The 14050-nt window shown below is 39.4% G+C and carries 16 protein-coding genes and 1 other RNA gene; 8 read left to right on the forward strand and 9 right to left on the reverse strand.

The genetic code is table 11. From position 1 onward, the window contains the following. Positions 1–55 precede the first annotated feature (55 nt). Entirely contained in the window at positions 56–265 is a 210-nt protein-coding gene (locus AB8525_RS06360) for a hypothetical protein (protein WP_369150233.1), read from the reverse strand. Positions 266–853: 588 nt separating this feature from the next. On the opposite strand from AB8525_RS06360, the gene tyrS reads away from it, so the two are divergent. Then, a complete protein-coding gene (gene tyrS / locus AB8525_RS06365; RefSeq protein ID WP_369150234.1) occupies positions 854–2038 on the forward strand; it encodes a tyrosine--tRNA ligase in 1185 nt (394 codons plus the stop codon). A gap of 23 nt (positions 2039–2061) precedes the next feature. Further along, positions 2062–2407: a transfer-messenger RNA gene (gene ssrA, locus AB8525_RS06370) on the forward strand. A 19-nt stretch (positions 2408–2426) separates the two neighbouring features. Here ssrA and AB8525_RS06375 read toward each other — a convergent pair. The 4 genes from AB8525_RS06375 to AB8525_RS06390 form a co-directional block, all read right to left on the reverse strand. Continuing rightward, positions 2427–2573 (reverse strand): hypothetical protein, encoded by a 147-nt coding sequence (locus AB8525_RS06375; RefSeq protein WP_369149988.1) that lies wholly within the window; start codon positions 2571–2573, stop codon positions 2427–2429. Between the two features lie 167 nt (positions 2574–2740). After that, the gene (locus tag AB8525_RS06380; protein WP_369176932.1) at positions 2741–3061 is read right to left on the reverse strand and encodes a hypothetical protein; all 321 of its coding nucleotides are present in this window, start codon (positions 3059–3061) and stop codon (positions 2741–2743) included. 329 nt (positions 3062–3390) lie between these two features. After that, the gene (locus AB8525_RS06385) at positions 3391–4683 is read right to left on the reverse strand and encodes a DEAD/DEAH box helicase (RefSeq protein WP_369176934.1); all 1293 of its coding nucleotides are present in this window, start codon (positions 4681–4683) and stop codon (positions 3391–3393) included. 57 nt (positions 4684–4740) lie between these two features. Then, entirely contained in the window at positions 4741–4893 is a 153-nt protein-coding gene (locus AB8525_RS06390; RefSeq protein WP_369150519.1) for a hypothetical protein, read from the reverse strand. Positions 4894–4913: 20 nt separating this feature from the next. Between AB8525_RS06390 and AB8525_RS06395 the strand changes: the two genes are divergently transcribed. After that, positions 4914–5096: a DUF1289 domain-containing protein gene (locus tag AB8525_RS06395; RefSeq protein ID WP_369176936.1), complete on the forward strand. Its 183-nt coding sequence runs from the start codon at positions 4914–4916 to the stop codon at positions 5094–5096. On the opposite strand, the gene AB8525_RS06400 is transcribed toward AB8525_RS06395, so the two are convergent. Genes AB8525_RS06400 through AB8525_RS06410 form a run of 3 tightly spaced genes read right to left on the reverse strand, consistent with a single transcriptional unit; the run spans position 5093 to position 7272 of the window. Further along, positions 5093–5320 (reverse strand): BolA family protein, encoded by a 228-nt coding sequence (locus tag AB8525_RS06400; protein ID WP_369176938.1) that lies wholly within the window; start codon positions 5318–5320, stop codon positions 5093–5095. The genes AB8525_RS06395 and AB8525_RS06400 overlap by 4 nt on opposite strands. Next, positions 5317–6585 (reverse strand): inorganic phosphate transporter, encoded by a 1269-nt coding sequence (locus AB8525_RS06405; RefSeq protein ID WP_369176939.1) that lies wholly within the window; start codon positions 6583–6585, stop codon positions 5317–5319. Before AB8525_RS06405 ends, AB8525_RS06400 begins: the two co-directional genes overlap by 4 nt. 9 nt (positions 6586–6594) lie before the next feature. Then, positions 6595–7272 (reverse strand): TIGR00153 family protein, encoded by a 678-nt coding sequence (locus AB8525_RS06410; protein WP_369176941.1) that lies wholly within the window; start codon positions 7270–7272, stop codon positions 6595–6597. Between the two features lie 312 nt (positions 7273–7584). Between AB8525_RS06410 and AB8525_RS06415 the strand changes: the two genes are divergently transcribed. Both AB8525_RS06415 and tilS read left to right on the forward strand, forming a co-directional pair. Continuing rightward, on the forward strand, positions 7585–8535 hold the full coding sequence (locus tag AB8525_RS06415; protein ID WP_369176943.1) for an acetyl-CoA carboxylase carboxyltransferase subunit alpha: 951 nt from the start codon (positions 7585–7587) through the stop codon (positions 8533–8535). Continuing rightward, complete coding sequence (tilS, locus tag AB8525_RS06420) at positions 8516–9736, forward strand: tRNA lysidine(34) synthetase TilS (RefSeq protein ID WP_369176945.1); 1221 nt, start codon at positions 8516–8518, stop codon at positions 9734–9736. Before AB8525_RS06415 ends, tilS begins: the two co-directional genes overlap by 20 nt. On the opposite strand, the gene ybeY is transcribed toward tilS, so the two are convergent. Further along, the gene (ybeY, locus tag AB8525_RS06425) at positions 9705–10154 is read right to left on the reverse strand and encodes an rRNA maturation RNase YbeY (RefSeq protein ID WP_369176947.1); all 450 of its coding nucleotides are present in this window, start codon (positions 10152–10154) and stop codon (positions 9705–9707) included. The genes tilS and ybeY overlap by 32 nt on opposite strands. A gap of 53 nt (positions 10155–10207) precedes the next feature. On the opposite strand from ybeY, the gene priA reads away from it, so the two are divergent. The 3 genes from priA (at position 10208) to AB8525_RS06440 (ending at position 14036) form a co-directional block, all read left to right on the forward strand. Further along, on the forward strand, positions 10208–12172 hold the full coding sequence (priA, locus tag AB8525_RS06430) for a primosomal protein N' (RefSeq protein ID WP_369176949.1): 1965 nt from the start codon (positions 10208–10210) through the stop codon (positions 12170–12172). 218 nt (positions 12173–12390) lie between these two features. Next, on the forward strand, positions 12391–13548 hold the full coding sequence (locus tag AB8525_RS06435) for a helix-turn-helix domain-containing protein (protein ID WP_369176951.1): 1158 nt from the start codon (positions 12391–12393) through the stop codon (positions 13546–13548). Continuing rightward, a complete protein-coding gene (locus AB8525_RS06440) occupies positions 13545–14036 on the forward strand; it encodes a PIN domain-containing protein (protein WP_369176953.1) in 492 nt (163 codons plus the stop codon). Before AB8525_RS06435 ends, AB8525_RS06440 begins: the two co-directional genes overlap by 4 nt. Positions 14037–14050 lie beyond the last annotated feature (14 nt).

Raw genomic sequence — 14050 nt, forward strand, 5'->3', positions numbered from 1 at the left:
CCAGTTTCCCCAGCCTTATCCAAACTGATTATTAAAATCTAACAAGGCAATAAAATTAACACCAAAAACCCACATATCCATATTTTTGTGTGGATAATAGCCAACTTATGAAACTTACATAGAGACCTTTGCATAAATAGGGATGATTAGCAAAATGACAGATTTTATTAAATTGGAAATTTTTTAAATCCACTCCTAGCAGGGCTAAGGGTGTTTTTAAAAAGTTTGTAATTTGATGAAAGATGGCGTTTTGATGATTATTCATATTTATGCAAAGGTCTCACATAATAACAGCACCTCAGTCATGCGTGTTTATTTAAAGAGTAAAAGTCTCTTAATTCCGATAAACCAAACCCCTGGGCTTAGATAAAGAACACCGCACCGCCACAGGCGCTGACTTCACAGGTAATGTCAACACCATTTAATGGGACACCATCAAGTTACAGCGTATTAAGGCTCAATCAACGCATCAACGGCAACGCCAGTAGCAATAGCATTGAAAACACTATATACTGGGATTTCTATCAACCATTGACAAGGTCGAACCTTGTCAAGGCGGAAAGGGGGTTATGTGTTGGGTTTTTAGTTTTAGATTGGAAGGTTGTCTTTTTGTTGTGTAGGGCAAAGTTTAATCATCAACTTGACAACTTTGGTTAAAATAAGCACTGTAATCAAAGGGGGAAAGCTCTGTGATTGAATACAATAGAAAACACAAAAAATATTGCACAAAATTGTGTCGTATGAAAAACCTAAAAAATTAGACACAGGGATTAAAATAGGCTTGTATAAAGAACAACCACGCGCTCATCTTTAACGATGGCAAATTATACGAATACGAAAAACAAGGATTAAAATGGATTTAAAACAACAATTAGAAATTTTCCAACGAGGCACTGATGAAATCTTGCCACTTGCAGAACTTAAAGATAAACTCAAACGCAAAAAAGTTTTAAAAATTAAAGCGGGTTTTGATCCAACGGCACCCGATTTGCATTTAGGGCATACAGTGTTAATCAATAAACTCAAAATGTTGCAAGATTTGGGGCATGAAATTCAATTTTTAATCGGTGATTTCACTGCGATGATTGGCGACCCGACAGGCAAAAGTAAAACTCGCCCCCCACTTTCTCGTGAGCAAGTAGTAGAAAATGCCAAGAGTTATACAGAACAAGTGTTCAAAATCTTAGACAAAGAAAAAACAACGGTTATTTTTAACTCTCAGTGGATGGATAAATTAACCCCAATGGAATTTATCAAACTTTCATCAATGCGCACAGTTGCTAGAATGTTGGAACGCAATGATTTTGATACTCGTTACAAAAATGGCAATGATATTGCCATCCATGAATTTCTATATCCACTTGTACAAGGCTACGATTCTGTTGTGCTTGAAAGCGATATGGAAATCGGCGGTACCGACCAAAAGTTTAATTTATTGATGGGTAGAGAATTACAAAAACGCTACGGCAAAGAGCAACAGGTTATCTTAACAATGCCGATTTTAGAAGGTTTAGACGGCGTGCAAAAAATGTCAAAGTCCTTAGACAATTACATCGGTATTGATGATGCAGCCGATGAAATGTTTGGCAAAATTATGTCCATTTCGGATGAATTAATGTGGCGTTATTTTGAACTCTTAAGTTTTGAGAGTTTAGAAACCATCGCAAATTTAAAGCAAGAAATGGAAGGTGGAAAAAATCCAAGAGATATTAAATTTATCTTAGCCGCTGAAATAATCACCCGTTTCCACGATGAAAATGCTGCCAAACAAGCGCAACAAAACTTCATCGAGCGCTTCTCTAAAAATCAAATTCCCGATGAAATGGCAGAATTCACTTTTGACGCAGGTATCAAAATTGCCAATTTACTCAAAGACGCTGGACTTTGCCCCAGCACCTCAAATGCTTATCAAATGATTAAAGCAGGTGCGGCTAAAATTAACGGTGAAAAAATAACCGATAAAGGTCTCACCCCAGAAATAGGCATAGCCGTTTATCAAGTCGGCAAACGCAAATTTGCAAGAATAACTATTCAATAAAGTGTATAATCCAATTTTTCCAAGGGGATGACATGGCTTCGACGAGGAGTTGGATCTCAAGGATGCATGCCGAGGATGAGAATAACTCGTAACCGTTTCTCAAAAAAGATAGTTGCAAACGAAAACAACTACGCTCTAGCTGCATAGCTAGCCGCTCCCTTGAAGTTGTCTGTGCTTCTTGGACAGCGGTCGATTACAGACTCGCTAGGATTGTTTTTTCAGGATAATTCGGTTAAAACTTACTGGGATCGCACTTGCAATCCCTGATGGTCGGGTGGCAAGTTGCTAACTACAATAGACCAAGCTAAGCATGTAGATTCCTTGTTTGAAGGTTTTCGGACGCGAGTTCAATTCTCGCCATCTCCACCAAATTCATATATTTTTTTTACTAGAGACCTTTGCATAAATAGGGGTGATTAGCAAAATGACAGATTTTATTAAATTGGAAATTTTTTAAATCCACTCCTAGCAGGGCTAAGGGTGTTTTTAAAAAGTTTGTAATTTGATGAAAGATGGCGTTTTGATGATTATTCATATTTATGCAAAGGTCTCTACTACTCTAAATGTCTTACAATTAAGCATTTTATCGTAATCTAAAGTTCTTCAATAAAACTACCGCTAATCTAAGCTTTTATTTAGTGCAATTATTTTTTTTGAAAATGGTACTATTTTTCCTTTATTCCAATCTACTTTTGAATAAAGTTAATTTGAGAATTTTATATACGGGTAACCGTGGTTATTGCAATCTTGAACCACGGTTATATTCGGCGGATTGGATGCAACAACCCCCGTGTCTTTTTTACATGCAAAGCTGATAAAACTCTCTCCTGGGCAGGTATCATAGTAGGGTGCCATATTAACCCATAGCATACCTCCTCTATCCCAATTCGCATTATGGCAACATCCATAACTATCCCCCGCCGTTGATTCCTTATCTTTTGCACAAAAAACCCCAACATAAGCGCTGACTCCCATAGACGATAAACCTAACGCTAAAATCACTACAAACTTTAATTGATACATTTTTTTATCCCCTTATTATGCTACTTTCAAAAAGTAAATACCTTAATCCAAAAGCAGAAATTATTAAGATAGTATACTCTTTGTCGTATCTGTTTTTAACAATAAATAATTAGAGTTAGAGTGTTATTTTGATTATTTGAGACCTTTGCATAAATATGAATAATCATCAAAACGCCATCTTTCATCAAATTACAAACTTTTTAAAAACACCCTTAGCCCTGCTAGGAGTGGATTTAAAAAATTTCCAATTTAATAAAATCTGTCATTTTGCTAATCATCCCTATTTATGCAAAGGTCTCTACAAATCTAACACCAGTCCTATCTTTGAATTAGGACTTAGATTTATTATTCCAAAAGCTTTTCTTTGGCTTATTTTTGTTTTCAGCAGAGTTACTGTCTTTGCCGTATCTTGGTTTTTTTCGGGCTTTGTTTTTCTTGGGTTTTGTGTTTTTAGAGGGGGGTAATTTTTTACCCGTTTCAGGCACATCATGGCTGGGGATAAAATCATCGACCATAATGCGTTCTAGTTTTTTCTGGGTGAGGCGTTCGATGTCAAAAAGTTGTTTGGCTTCATCGGCACTGACTAATGAGATGGCTTCGCCTTTTGAGCCAGCACGACCAGTTCTGCCGATGCGATGGACATAATCCTCGGGGACATTGGGTAGGTCAAAATTGATGACATGGGGAAGTTCAACGATGTCGATGCCACGGGCGGCGATGTCGGTGGCGACTAGGACATTGACTTTGCCTGCTTTAAAATCTGCTAAGGCACGCGTTCTTGCACCTTGGGATTTGTTGCCGTGAATGGCGGCGGCGGTAATGCCTTTTTTGCCGAGTTGTGTGGCAATGCGATTGGCACCGTGTTTGGTGCGACTGAATACCAATACTTGATACCAACTGTGTTCTTGGATAAGGTGCGTTAGTAAAGCTTGTTTTTTGGATTTGTCAACGGGGTGAATCCATTGTTTGACGGATTTCACTGTGGTGTTTCTTGGGGTAACTGAAATTTCTACTGGGTTATCAACCAGTGTTTTGGCGAGTTTTCTGATTTCATCTGAAAAGGTAGCGGAAAACATTAAAGTTTGTCTATTTGTCGGTAAAACCTTTAAAATTCGTTTAATATCGTGAATAAATCCCATATCTAACATTCTATCCGCCTCGTCCATCACAAAAATTTCTAATTGGTCAAACTTCACGGCATTTTGTGAATATAAATCTAATAATCTGCCTGGGGTTGCTACCAAAATATCCACGCCACTTCTGAGTTTTTGCATTTGTGGGTTGATTTTCACGCCACCGAAAACCACGGCTGATTTAAGCGGTAATTGCTTACCGTAATCGGTAACACTGGCTTGCACTTGGGCGGCGAGTTCGCGTGTTGGGGTTAAAATCAGTGTGCGTACTTGGTTGGATTTTGCAGGCGTGCCTTTTGACAAAATTTGCAAAATTGGCAGGGTGAAACCTGCGGTTTTTCCTGTGCCTGTTTGGGCGGCGGCCATAATGTCTTTGCCTGCTAGTATAACAGGGATGCCCTGCTCTTGAATGGGCGATGGTTGGTCGTAACCTTTTTTAGTCACTGCGTCAAGAATAGAATCTGATAAACCTAATTTGGAAAAACCCATGAGAATAATACGATAAAATAAAAGCGGCTATTTTACTTGACCTAAACCCCAATAATATTATAATATGAGACCTTTGCATAAATAGGGATGATTAGCAAAATGACAGATTTTATTAAATTGGAAATTTTTTAAATCCACTCCTAGCAGGGCTAAGGGTGTTTTTAAAAAGTTTGTAATTTGATGAAAGATGGCGTTTTGATGATTATTCATATTTATGCAAAGGTCTCAATATGAGCACTCAAATGATTCAATCACCCTGCATCGGTATCTGTAAATACAACAAACAGAATTTTTGCGTCGGTTGTAAACGCAATAGCGATGAAATTAGCCACTGGGTTAATTATTCAGACGCAATGCGGAAAGCGATTATGCAAGACCTAAAAAATCGTGTTATAGACGACTTTGAAGGCTAAACTTCTGCTGGTGTGCGTGCTTTAATGCTTAATGCGTGCAATTCACCACTGTCAATTTCTGTACGCACGGCAGCCAATACCATTTTTTGTCTGGCTAATAACGACATACCTTCAAAAATAGGGGAAACTACCAAGGTTGAGCAATTACAGCCGTCACCTTCCATTGTTACCGTTGAATGTTGAATGCCTGCTTCAAGTTTTGCCTGGACTTCTGTTAATGTCATGCGCCGAATACTCCTTTGAGCGTAAAGAAAAATAAGATTGACATCAATGCACCTGCTGGCAATGTAATCAACCACGATAAAAAGATTTTGTTAATCACCCTGGTATTGAGTGCTGCCATTCCTCGTGCTAGACCCACTCCCAAAACTGCACCGACCAAAACTTGCGTGGTGGATACGGGTAAACCTGTGCCTGAGGCAATCACGACGGTTGCGGCAGCGGCTAAAGTAGCGGCAAAGCCCCGAGAGGGGGTTAATTGTGTAATGCCCGTGCCGATTGTGGCAATAACTTTGTGTCCGTAAGTGACTAAACCGAGGACAATGCCTGCACCACCAACCAATAAAATACCGACTGGCAAGGCACTTTTAGAGCCAATTAAGCCCCCACTTTCAATCACGCCATAGATTGCTGCTAGTGGTCCAATAGCGTTTGCCACATCATTTGATCCGTGTGCAAATGCCATGGCGGCGGCGGTGATAACCATTAATACGCTAAACACTCTTTCCATTGAAGTAAAGTGAAAATCTTTATTTTCGTTGGGGTTAATATGGATGCGGCGAATAATCAAAGTGCCGATAGAGGCAACCAATAGTCCAAATCCAAATGCCAGCATATAACTGGTGCTGGTTTCAAATTCCAAACCAATGTGTTTAAGTCCTTTAAAAATAGTTACTAAAGAAATCACAAAACCCACTAAAAACATATAAAACGGCACATATTTTTTAGCGTTCTCAAAGGGATGTGCCGTATCAATAATTAAACTTTGCAAACTTTTAAACAGTGCAAAAGCGATACTACCCGCCAAAACTGGGGAAACAATCCAACTCATCGCAATCTTACCGACCTTACCCCAAGCAACCGCATCAATACCAACGCCTACCGCGCCAAAACCCACAATTGCACCCACAATTGAATGCGTGGTTGAGACTGGCCAGCCGAAAGAAGAGGCAACCATCAGCCACACGCCAGCTGCCAATAGTGATGCCAACATACCGTAAACCAATAAATGCGGGTCATTGGTAAAAATATTGGCATCTAAAATACCTTTGCGAATCGTTGCCGTTACCTCGCCCCCTGCTAACACTGCACCGGCAAATTCAAAAATAACAGCAATGATAATCGCTTGTTTGACAGTGATTGCCCCTGAGCCAACCGAAGTACCCATCGCATTTGCCACATCATTCGCACCCACACCCCACGCCATAAATAACCCAAAAGCAACTGCAAGGATTAATAAAATATCGCCATAATTTGCAATAATATCCATAATAACCTCTTATTTGGCGAGCAATACTTCTAAACGAGAACCGACTTTTTGGGCAGAATCTGCCAGTTCACCCAGCCACTCAATAGCACGATAATAAAACATCACATCAACGGGCAGATAATCTTTTTCTATCGGGAATAATTTGGTGCGGATTTCGTGCTGGATTTTGTCTGATTTGCTTTCCAGTTCATTCACATCATCAATAATAGAACTCACTACTTTGCGTTCTCTATTACCAAAGGCGGTTTCCATTAATTCATCTAATTCATTCACCGCTTTCAATGCCGCTGCCGAAGTTTGGATACACACATCAGTGAGCTCAATCACATCAACAGAAATGGCTTTTGGCAAAGTCATTTTGCGATTAATGATTAATCCTGCAACATCTTTGGTGGTGTTAGCAATTGAATCTTGAATCAATAATAAATCCAATAAATCACGACGAGAAAACGGCATCATAAAGGTTGAAGGCAATTTTGCACGCAATTTTTTCTTCAAAATATCCGCTTCTCCTTCCTTATGTCCAATTTCTTTTCTAATTTCTTGTGCACTTTCCCATTCTTGTTTATCGATAGCAATCATAAAACTTTTCAGCAAAGAAATGCACGAATGAACGCTAGTCATATGCTGTTGTAGTGGGCTAATTGGTGATTTTCCGAACAGTCCGTCAATGATACTTTTTGGCATATTTTCCCCTTTAAATTTATGATTTAAGTTTAAACTAATAGAATAGAGTGAATTTTCAACAAATAGTCACAGATGTCAAGTCTTTTTTAATTAGAGACCTTTGCATAAATAGGGATGATTAGCAAAATGACAGATTTTATTAAATTGGAAATTTTTTAAATCCACTCCTAGCAGGGCTAAGGGTGTTTTTAAAAAGTTTGTAATTTGATGAAAGATGGCGTTTTGATGATTATTAATATTTATGCAAAGGTCTCAATTAATAATTTAATGATATAATTCGTCGTATTGTAAAATACTAAATCTTAACCCAACATGAACTTAGATTACCTTGATTTTGAACAACCTATTGCTGACTTAGAAGGCAAAATTGAAGCATTACACAATGTCAAAGATAAAGTGGATATTTCCGAGGAAATACAAGCATTACAAGACAAAAGTGCAATATTGACAAGAAAAATATTCTCTTCGCTGTCGGATTGGCAAGTGGCACAATTAGCCCGTCATCCTATGCGTCTTTACACAGCGGATTATATTGATTCGGTGTTCGATGAATTTACTGAACTGCATGGCGACCGTGCCTATGCGGATGATCTTGCGATTATTGGCGGTATTGCTAAACTGGGAAATGCGACTGTGATGTTTATTGGTCAACAAAAAGGACGCACAACACAGGAAAAAATTAAACATAATTTTGGTATGCCTAAACCAGAAGGGTATCGAAAAGCCTTACGACTAATGAAAATGGCAGAAAAATTCTCATTACCCATTATCACTTTTATTGACACTCCGGGGGCTTATCCGGGTATCGGTGCAGAGGAACGGGGGCAATCTGAAGCCATTGCCAAAAATTTATTTGAAATGTCCACTATGAAAACCCCAATTATTTCTGTCGTCATTGGCGAAGGCGGATCGGGCGGTGCATTGGCAATTGGCGTAGCAGATAGAATGATGATGTTTGAATACAGTATTTATTCGGTCATTTCGCCCGAAGGTTGTGCCTCTATCCTGTATAAAGATGCAGCCAAGGCGAGTGTTGCCGCAGAATCACTCAAACTCACCAGCACCCACCTCAAACAAGCAGGCTTGATTGACACGATTATTGATGAACCATTGGGCGGCATCCATCGAGACCCTAAGGCAGCCAAACAAATACTCCAAGATGCTTTAAAACAACAACTGGCAGAAGTAACAGCCATTAATATTGACCAGTTGGTGCAACAACGCGCAGACAAAATCCTGAGTTTTGGAAAGTTTCAAGGATAAAGATACCTTTTTAGAAGGTAAAAAAATTGTCCTTGGGTTGAGTGGTGGCATCGATTCCGTGGTCTTGTTACATTATTTACAACAGCATTATCCGCACCAATTGCGTGCCGTGCATTGCAACCACCACCTCTCACAACACAGTGACAAATGGCAAGCATTCTGCTTAACACTCTGTCAAACACACAACATTGATTGTATCAATATTGACTTAGATTTAGATAAATCCTCTAATATCGAAGAAAACGCAAGAAAAATGCGCTATCTTGCCTTATCTTCCCAATTAAAAGAAAATGATGTGTTATGCACTGCCCACCACAAAAACGACCAAGCAGAAACCTTATTATTACAGTTATTCCGTGGTGCTGGCGCAGCAGGACTGTCCGCTATGCCAAAATCCAAAGCCTTAGGTGCTGGCGAACATTACCGCCCATTACTCAATATTAACAAAGCCGACATCCTTCAATATGCCCAAGACCATCAGCTGTCATGGGTGGAGGATGACAGTAATACCGATACAAATTTTCGCCGTAATTTTGTAAGACTGGCGATTCTACCTAAATTAGAAACGGTGTATCAAAATATCCACAACACCTTAGCCCGCAGCGCCAAACACCAATCAGAATCTTTGCAACTCACACAAGATTTGGCAAAATCAGACATCAAGCAACAACAGTTAATGACAAACAAACGCCTAAATGTTACGCGTTTATTGCAACTCAAACCTTATCGCATTAAAAATATCCTTCGCTACCATTTATCAAACTTAGAATTTTTAGCACCCACCGATAAAATAATGCAACAAATCCTAGGTTTACTCCACGCTAAAGAAGATGCCACGCCACTCGTGCGTTGGGGGGAATTTGAAATTCGTCGCTATCAAAATCAACTGTATTTTATCAATAATCAAACAATAAAAAAGACAACAGCAGGGACAGTGGATTGCACTTACTACACCGAATTTAAAGACCAAGATAATTTTTCTATTCGCTATCGTCAAGCAGGACAACGCATTACACTACCCAATAAAAACCATGCCCAATCTCTAAAAAAAGTCCTGCAAGAAGCTGGCATCCCCCCCTGGGAACGCCCTACTTTAAAGATGTATTATGTGAATAACCAACTGCAAGCAATAGAACGCATCGGTTATGCTCAACAAGTTGTTAACGAAGTTAAATCAAAGTCAAATAAGGATTCTCAATAGTCAACGCCCCCAAAATTTTAATCTCTAAACTTTCCATCACTACCGCCTCATCATCTTCAATATGGTCATAACCCAATAAATGCAAAGTCCCATGAACTGCCATATGTATTAAATGATGAACAAAAGTTTTACCTTGTGCATCAGCTTCTTCCCGCACCACCTGAACACAAATCACCACATCACCCAAAATAGGCTCTTCAATTTCCACAGGCAAATCGCTCGGAAACGACAGCACATTGGTAGCCTGATTTTTACCACGATAAGTTTTATTCAGCATTTGAATTTCACTTTTATCCACCAGCCGAATCAACAATTCACTCTCACCTTTACCCAAATCCACCAATACCTTTTGCAAAGTATCCAGCAGATTTTGCTCCTCAATCAACACTTTATTAATACTGTTTTGAATAACCACCATATATTGAATAGGTTTGTTGCTAAAATGTTTTATTTTATCAACTAATTACAATCGTGTCATTCATTTTTGAAGTTGCCATTCCAGTGCCACTAAACCAAACTTTTGATTACTTGTGTGATCAAATAGTAGCAGTTGGCACTCGGATCAAAGTGCCGTTTGGACGCAAAATAGTGGTCGGCGTGGTGCTTGCAATCAAAGATAAAAGTGACTTTGAAAAATTAAAAAGCGTAACAGAAATATTAGACGACACGCCCATACTTGACACGCCCATGCTCAAATTTTTACGCTGGTCAGCCAATTATTACCATCACCCAATCGGCGAAGTGATTGCAACTGCACTGCCAAAAAACCTACGCATTGGCAAGCCAGCTATTATCAAAAAAATCATCGGCTTACCGCTTAAAACCAGCGAACCTGATTTCCAACCTAGCGACGAACAACAACACGCCATCCATCAAATCCAAACGCATTTAGACATCTATCACGGCTTTTTACTACACGGGGTAACGGGCAGCGGCAAAACTGAGGTTTATTTGCGTATCGCCCAAACCGTATTAAACCAAGGCAAACAAGTCCTCGTCTTAGTGCCTGAAATTGGACTCACCCCCCAAATGGTCTCTCGTTTCGAAGCCAGACTCAGCACCTGCATCGTCTCTATCCACTCCCAACGCAATGAAACACAAAAACTAGACGCTTATTTAATGGCAAAAAACGGCACAGCAGGCGTCGTCCTCGGCACCCGAAGCGCCCTCTTTGCCCCCATGCCCAATTTGGGTTTAATTATCATTGACGAAGAACACGACACCTCCTTCAAACAACAATCCAGTTTCCGCTACTCCGCCAGAGACTTATGTTTTGTGCGTGCCCAGCAAGCCAACATCCCCGTCGTCCTCGGCACTGCCACGCCATCATTAGAAATGTTAAAACAAGTAATGGACAAAAAAATTACCCGCCTAAAACTCACCAAACGCGCCAGCGGTGCTTTACTACCCAAAGTCAGTTTAATCGATATGCGCACGGAAACCGGCAACGCACTCTCCGCATTATTAATCGGCAAAATGCAACAACACCTAAAAAATAACAAACAAGTGATGCTATTCATCAATCGCCGCGGCTATGCCCCCGTTTACTTCTGCACAGAATGTGATTGGAAAGCCCAATGCAACCACTGCGATGCAGGCATGATCTACCATCGCCACATTAACCGCCTAAAATGCCACCATTGTGGCGATGAACAAATGCCCCAACAAGCCTGCCCCGATTGCGGAAAACACACATTAGAAGTACTCGGCTATGGCACCGAACGCCTAGAAGAAACCCTCTCTTCACACTTTCCCAACACCCCCATTATTCGCATTGACCGCGATACCACCCGCCGCAAAAAAGCCTTTGAACAACATTTAGAACAAATCAACTCAGGCAACCCCTGCCTCATCGTCGGCACCCAAATGCTCGCCAAAGGACACGATTTCTCCAACCTCGCCATGGTCGGTGTATTAGATATTGATGGCGGCTTATTATCCAACAATTTCCGTGGCACAGAATACTTAGCCCAACTACTCATCCAAGTCTCCGGTCGTGCCGGTCGCAGCGGCGAACAAGGCGAAGTCGCCATCCAAACCCGCTACCCCGAACACCCCATTTTTAACTTCGTCCTCTCCAATCGCTACACCCAATTTGCCGCCATCCTACTCAAACAACGCACCCAAGCAATGATGCCCCCCTTCTCCCAACAAGCCCTCCTCTGTGCCAATGCCAAAAACCAACAAATGGCAGAAAACTTCCTCCGCGATGCCGCCAACCTACTCAAACGCATTCAAATAGAAGGCGTAGAAATCTGGGGTCCCGTCGCCAATAGCACCTTTAAAAAAGCAGACTACTATTATTTCAACCTCTACTTACAATCCAACAACAGAAAAGCACTGCACCAAATGCTCTCAACCTTCAACCAACACACAAACACACTAAAACTCAAAAATAAAGTACGCTGGTATCTAGACATCAACCCCATCGAATAACAACCGTTTTAATCACTTTTAAAAACATGCAACAACCTCGTCCCACACATTTCCAGCCTTGTTACACATTTTTCCAGCCTTGTCCCGCGTTTTTCCAAGCGTCAAAACCTCCCCACTAAAGTATTTTTACCGTAACATACGCATAATAAAAATTATTACTGATTCCCTCGTTCCCACGCAAAGCGTGGGAACGAGAAAAATTCAAAATAAAATAAATTATGCAGGGCATTAATCCAAAAATTTTGATCTGGGCAAGAGAACAATCTGGTTTCTCACTTGATGATATTGCCAAGTATTTTAGAAAAGAACCTCAATTTATACAAGATTGGGAGGATGGTGCATCCAGCCCTTCATTTCCACAATTAGAAAAGTTAGCCAATAAGTATAAACGCCCTACGGCATTATTTTTCTTTCCAAAGGCGCCACAAGAGAATCCAATTAGCCAGTCATTTAGAACTTTACCAGAACAAGAGGCGAGTTATATTCAGCCGTCTTTGCGCTATATCATTAGAAAAGCAAAGGTAATGCAAATGAACTTGTTTGAGTTAAATAATGGCGTTAATCCCGCTAAAAAAATACTATTACACTCAATTGATGTTAGTAATAAATCAATTGATGATGTTGCAAATGAGCTTAGGTTATTGATAGGGATTAATTTAGAGAAGCAAAAGACATACAAAAGGCCAGAAGTTGCTTTTAAGGCTTGGCGTAATGCTTTAGAAAAATATGGAATATTTGTTTTTAAGGATGCCTTTAAGGATGAAGGTTTTTCTGGATTTTGTTTGTATGATAATATTTTTCCTATTATTTATATTAATAATAGTTTGCCGCCTTCTAGGCAAGTTTTCACTTTGTTTCATGAGTTAGCACACCTTTTATTTGGTATTGACGGGATTGAAATGCTATCTAGCAATCAAGATTATCCGAATAAATTATCTGAAACCGATAAGAGAATAGAAGTATTCTGTAACGCTTTTTCTGGCAAATTTTTAGTCCCAGATGAGGCGTTTAAACACTACCTTAATAGCCAAATAAATGATACAACTTTGGCAAATATTGCCAATAAATTTGCCGTTAGTCGTGAAGTAATTCTAAGGAAATTTTTAGATAATCAAAAAATAACCGCTAATTTTTACGCTCAACAAGTTAAAGAATGGAAAAATTCTTTTAATGAGCAAAAAAATAACAAAAAATTAGGCGGTAATTCTGATTACACTAAAAGGGTTTATTTAGGTGAAACTTATATGGAGACAGCGTTTTCTCAATATTATAACAACAATATTTCCACTCAGCAGTTGGCTGATTATTTAGATATTAAGCCTTGGCGTATTCCAAAAATGGAGTCCTTAATTTTTGAAGAAGGGGGTCGCTTATGATTTATGTTTTCGACTCCAATACCCTAATTAAGATTTTTAACCATTATTATAGAAATCAATTCCCTTCTTTTTGGGAAAAATTTGACGAGTATGTGGATAATGGGAAAATAATCTCTGTTAGAGCTGTTAAAACAGAATTAGAAAATGGCAGGGATTTATTGGCTGATTTTGTTATGACAAATAATATTTTTGATATGCCGACTAATAATGAGACTGACTTTATAACAGAAATATTTGAAATCGAGCATTTTCAGAATTTAATTAGTAAGAAAGCTAGACTGCAAGGCAAAGAAGTTGCAGACCCTTATTTAATAGCCAGAGCAAAAATACTAGATATTTGCGTTGTAACCGAAGAAAAACTCAAATCTAATGCCGCAAAAATTCCCAATGTATGTCAAAAGTTTAATGTTTGTTGTGTAAATTTAGAACAATTTATGAAAGATGAGGGCTGGTCATTTAATAATTGGGGTCAGTGTGTAATTAATTAAAAAATCAGTTTTAA

Source organism: Candidatus Thiodubiliella endoseptemdiera (genome assembly GCF_964212635.1).
Lineage (GTDB): Bacteria > Pseudomonadota > Gammaproteobacteria > PS1 > Pseudothioglobaceae > Thiodubiliella > Thiodubiliella endoseptemdiera.

What these genes read in the sequence shown, in the direction of transcription:
- AB8525_RS06360 (WP_369150233.1), bottom strand. Translation starts at nt 265, where the DNA reads ATGAATAATCATCAAAACGCCATCTTTCATCAAATTACAAACTTTTTA.
- tyrS (WP_369150234.1), top strand. Translation starts at nt 854, where the DNA reads ATGGATTTAAAACAACAATTAGAAATTTTCCAACGAGGCACTGATGAA.
- AB8525_RS06375 (WP_369149988.1), bottom strand. Translation starts at nt 2,573, where the DNA reads ATGAATAATCATCAAAACGCCATCTTTCATCAAATTACAAACTTTTTA.
- AB8525_RS06380 (WP_369176932.1), bottom strand. Translation starts at nt 3,061, where the DNA reads ATGTATCAATTAAAGTTTGTAGTGATTTTAGCGTTAGGTTTATCGTCT.
- AB8525_RS06385 (WP_369176934.1), bottom strand. Translation starts at nt 4,683, where the DNA reads ATGGGTTTTTCCAAATTAGGTTTATCAGATTCTATTCTTGACGCAGTG.
- AB8525_RS06390 (WP_369150519.1), bottom strand. Translation starts at nt 4,893, where the DNA reads ATGAATAATCATCAAAACGCCATCTTTCATCAAATTACAAACTTTTTA.
- AB8525_RS06395 (WP_369176936.1), top strand. Translation starts at nt 4,914, where the DNA reads ATGAGCACTCAAATGATTCAATCACCCTGCATCGGTATCTGTAAATAC.
- AB8525_RS06400 (WP_369176938.1), bottom strand. Translation starts at nt 5,320, where the DNA reads ATGACATTAACAGAAGTCCAGGCAAAACTTGAAGCAGGCATTCAACAT.
- AB8525_RS06405 (WP_369176939.1), bottom strand. Translation starts at nt 6,585, where the DNA reads ATGGATATTATTGCAAATTATGGCGATATTTTATTAATCCTTGCAGTT.
- AB8525_RS06410 (WP_369176941.1), bottom strand. Translation starts at nt 7,272, where the DNA reads ATGCCAAAAAGTATCATTGACGGACTGTTCGGAAAATCACCAATTAGC.
- AB8525_RS06415 (WP_369176943.1), top strand. Translation starts at nt 7,585, where the DNA reads ATGAACTTAGATTACCTTGATTTTGAACAACCTATTGCTGACTTAGAA.
- ybeY (WP_369176947.1), bottom strand. Translation starts at nt 10,154, where the DNA reads ATGGTGGTTATTCAAAACAGTATTAATAAAGTGTTGATTGAGGAGCAA.
- AB8525_RS06435 (WP_369176951.1), top strand. Translation starts at nt 12,391, where the DNA reads ATGCAGGGCATTAATCCAAAAATTTTGATCTGGGCAAGAGAACAATCT.
- AB8525_RS06440 (WP_369176953.1), top strand. Translation starts at nt 13,545, where the DNA reads ATGATTTATGTTTTCGACTCCAATACCCTAATTAAGATTTTTAACCAT.